3 protein-coding genes are annotated in these 4,322 nt (G+C 35.7%); 2 read left to right on the top strand and 1 reads right to left on the bottom strand.

The window, feature by feature from the left end:
- The first annotated feature begins 625 nt into the window (after positions 1 to 625).
- Positions 626 to 1,030, top strand: coding sequence for a hypothetical protein (locus tag RINTHH_RS01310; RefSeq protein ID WP_008231907.1), 405 nt, complete (start codon positions 626 to 628; stop codon positions 1,028 to 1,030).
- 178 nt (positions 1,031 to 1,208) lie between these two features.
- On the opposite strand, the gene trmFO is transcribed toward RINTHH_RS01310, so the two are convergent.
- Positions 1,209 to 2,522, bottom strand: a complete 1,314-nt coding sequence (gene trmFO / locus RINTHH_RS01305) for an FADH(2)-oxidizing methylenetetrahydrofolate--tRNA-(uracil(54)-C(5))-methyltransferase TrmFO (protein ID WP_008231905.1) — start codon at positions 2,520 to 2,522, stop codon at positions 1,209 to 1,211.
- A 143-nt stretch (positions 2,523 to 2,665) separates the two neighbouring features.
- Between trmFO and aroC the strand changes: the two genes are divergently transcribed.
- Positions 2,666 to 3,754, top strand: a complete 1,089-nt coding sequence (gene aroC / locus RINTHH_RS01300; RefSeq protein WP_008231904.1) for a chorismate synthase — start codon at positions 2,666 to 2,668, stop codon at positions 3,752 to 3,754.
- Positions 3,755 to 4,322: the final 568 nt, after the last annotated feature.

Raw genomic sequence — 4,322 nt, 5'->3', positions numbered from 1 at the left:
AAATAGTATAAAAGTATGATGTATAAAATCCAAGATTTATTTATATTCTACTACCATAAAATATGGTTATTAAGTCGGTATAGTTTCATTTGAAAATTATGATACAAACTCCATTATTTTGAACATTCTCCGTATGGATATTATATGGATATTATAAGAATACACAAAACAATTGCATTGAGTTATTCCTATAATGAAGATATATGAGTCAATAATTATTGACTCATATATCTTCTAGCTAAATCATTTAAGTTATTTTAGGTATCCTTAATAATTTAAAAGTGTTAGTTTATTATCTCTAATATTTAGTAAGTTTCTTAAGAACCGAAAATTTAGTTTATTTTTTGTCTTATACTTTAGTTTTAATCTTGCTCTATGTGGAATAGACTCAAGTAAATATTATATTTAGTAGTAGCCTATAATAGGTATATTAAAGAAGTCAAACTGAAAATCGTAGATTTCTGTATTACCTTGAATGTAAATACTAGAAGTAAATTTTATGGGTTTTACTTTTAAATGTTAAAATGAATTAACTAGTTTCTAAAAATAATTTGTCAAATCACTAACTGAAAAAAAGCCTCAGTCCCTGTCATCGTTGAAAGGTAGGTATTCTGAAATTTATTCCATGGCAGTGAAAAAAGAAGAACAAAAGTCCCTGCTCATGTATTCCTTGGTAATCCCAGGGTTGATCATAATTGGCTCTGCCATTTTCTTATTTAACCGAGATTATTCCATTCTAGTAAGCGCAGAAAACAACTTATCAAGAATAGCAAACAACCAAAGTAGAAGAAGTAGAACTGGCCAACGGCGTCTGGATTTTATTTACCACCGCACAAGCGTACAACGAATTAATGTGCTAACAGATCAAGCATGGGGTTTAATCGGTGGTATTATTACTGCCATTGGCATTCATGGTATAGTGACAAACGATTTGACAGATAGTAAAAGCTCAGGAGGCAGCCGAGATAGCTCAGGAGGCAGCCGAGATAGTTCAGGAGGAAGCCGAGATAGTCGAGATGATCGCAGATAGACTTCCATTTTAAACCCAAGAGAAAAGGGGAAAATAAGCTGTCATTATACATCTAATTTGATAGCAAGCAGTTGACAATGGGAAGGAATATTTTTTACAACTAGAAAGTAAAATTTAAATCAGTAGTAATTTAGTTTATCTCTATTCTGAACCCCTTACTCGTTTGTTTTCCTTCTCCCTATAGGTTAGACTTCCAGTTCTCTAACCCAGTCAGAGAGCGATCGCGATAATACCCGTAACGCTCCTGCTTGCTTTTTATTTTTGTACTTAGCTCTGGCAAAATACCGAAGTTGGGTGGCATAGGTTGAAAATGTTTGGGTGATGCAGAACTAATAAAATCGAGTAATGCTCCCATCATAGTTGTTTTTGGTGAACTTAAAAGAGTTTTTCCCAAGGCTAGTCTTGCTGCATTCGTTCCAGCTAACCAACCACCAGCAGTAGCAGCTGTATAACCCTCTGTTCCAATTAATTGTCCTGCTGCGAATAAATCTGAGCGGTGTTTAAATTGCAGAGTAGGCAACATTAGTTGGGGTGCATTAATAAAGGTGTTCCGGTGCATAACTCCCAAACGTACAAATTCTGCTGATTCCAAGCCGGGAATCAGACGGAATATACGTTTCTGTTCACCCCAACGCAGGTTTGTTTGGAAACCCACCATGTTCCAGAGTTTACCGGCCTTATCTTCCTGTCGCAGTTGTACTATAGCATAGTAATTCTCCCCACTAAGACTATTGGATAGACCTACAGGCTTGAGAGGGCCATAACGCATTGTATCTTCTCCTCTCCTAGCTTGTTCTTCAATAGGTAAACAAGCCTCAAAAAACTTGGCTGACTCCAATTCAAATTGTTTTAACTCGACCTGTTCCCCACAACGTAATTTTTCCCAAAAGTGTAAATACTGTCTTTTATTCATTGGACAGTTAAGATAAGCAGCTTGACCCTTGTCATAGCGGGAAGCCATAAAAGCAATATTTTTGTTAATAGATTCTCCTACAATAATTGGACTGGCAGCATCAAAAAAACTTAGGTACTCCAGACCTGTAAAACTGTATAAGTCTTCTGCTAAAGTAGGACTAGTTAAAGGACCTGTTGCCAAAACAACAATTCCATCAGGAATGGTATTGATCTCATCGCGCCGCAATTCAATTAGGGGATGTTCTGCTAATGTATTGGTTAAATCTTGACTAAATTGTCCTCTATCCACTGCTAAAGCCCCACCAGCAGGGACCATATGCTTGTCAGCTTTACTAATAACAATAGAATTTAGACGGCGTAATTCCTCATGTAATAGTCCTGCTGCACGATCACTTGCCAGTGCACCAAAGGAATTGCTACAAACCAATTCAGCCAAATGTTCTGTATGATGTGCACCACTGAAGCGCTGGGGACGCATTTCATATAAAATCACTGGTACACCAGCTTGGGCAATTTGCCAGGCTGCTTCTGTTCCTGCTAAACCACCTCCAATAACATGAATTGCCTGTTTTTTCATACATTAAATAATTGACAGTTACAGTTGATTACTGGAAAGCATTGAATTGTCTCTTCTTACTTTCAATACTAACAGTACTTTGCAACTGGTGTTAATATTCCTGGTATCAGTTAATTCTAAGTGTAAGTGTTTTCTTCAAAGTCATGGGTAACTCTTTTGGGCATTTTTTTCGAATTACAACCTTTGGTGAATCCCACGGCAGTGAAATTGGAGTTGTTATCGATGGTTGTCCCCCAAGATTGGAAATCTCTGTAGATGAAATTCAAAATGAACTTGAGCGTAGGAAACCAGGACAGAGTAAAATTACCACACCTAGGCAAGAGAAAGACCAATGTGAAATTTTATCAGGAGTATTTGGGGGTAAAACCCTAGGGACACCTATATCTATAGTAGTGAAAAATAAGGATACTCGCCCTCAAGATTATAATGAAATTGCACGGAAATATCGCCCTTCCCATGCTGATGCCACATATGATGCCAAGTATGGGATTCGTAACTGGCAAGGTGGGGGTAGAGCATCTGCTCGGGAGACAATTGGTAGGGTAGCAGCTGGTGCAGTAGCTAAAAAGATTCTCCGTCAATTTTCTAATGTAGCAATTATTGGCTATGTGAAATGCATCAAGAATATAGAGGCAAGTATTGACCCAAATACTGTTATTGCGGAACAGGTTGAGAGTAATATTGTTCGTTGTCCTGATGTAGAATCTGCCAAAAAAATGATTAATTTAATTGAACAAATTAGAGACGAAGGTGATTCTATTGGTGGCATAGTAGAATGCGTTGCAAAAAATATCCCAAAAGGTTTAGGAGTGCCAGTATTTGACAAGTTGGAAGCAGATATTGCCAAGGGTGTAATGTCCCTCCCAGGAAGTAAGGGATTTGAAATTGGTTCGGGATTTGCGGGGACCTTAATGAGTGGATATGAACACAATGATGAATTTTATGTTGATGGTAATGGAGAAATTCGAACTGTAACTAACTATTCTGGGGGTATTCAAGGAGGTATTTCCAATAGTGAAAATATCATTATCCGCGTAGCATTTAAACCGACGGCAACTATTCGCAAACAGCAAAGAACGGTTACAGATGAAAGAGAAGAAACGATTTTAGTTGGTAAAGGCAGACATGATCCTTGTGTATTGCCCCGAGCTGTACCTATGGTAGAAGCAATGATGGCATTAGTATTATGTGATCATTTATTGAGGTATTACGGACAATGTAAGGTTTTGTAATAGTGATGGTAAATTAAAAAATGGCATTGAGATAATAGGCAATCCAACAAAAATGAGGTATCTGACTCCCATAAATATTTGTAGCTTTTCCTAAGCCTAATTATCAAAGGAAATATATCATCTTAGCAAAAAAATATTATAGGGAATGTTCGTTTAATATGTGGAGAATACTAAATACTAGGCATTCATAAAATCAATAGTAACTGGCATAAATATAATTTGGAAAAAATACCCTTTTACTTGAGTGTTATATGACTTTTATAAGAAACAAATATTATTGTATATAATTTCAATATGACATAATTATTTTTATATCCTTATAATCAAACTTAAATATTCAATCTCCAGTGGAGATTATTTCACACTTTTTCTTACTTAAGATATTGGATAACATTTAATTATAATAAATTTATTGAGTATGTAATTTGCTTTTATAGGCTAGCTTATAGATTATATAAGATAATTTTTAAAGTATATCTTGTATAAGATTACATCATTGCTATGATGTGAATCAAGCAGTGAATTTCAAGAAATATTATGAAGATTGTAATAGGTTTCTGTAGAATAT

It is taken from the genome of Richelia intracellularis HH01, assembly GCF_000350105.1.
Classification (GTDB): domain Bacteria; phylum Cyanobacteriota; class Cyanobacteriia; order Cyanobacteriales; family Nostocaceae; genus Richelia; species Richelia intracellularis.
Note: the sequence above shows the minus strand (reverse complement) of the source record. Positions and strands in the feature narration are given on the sequence as shown.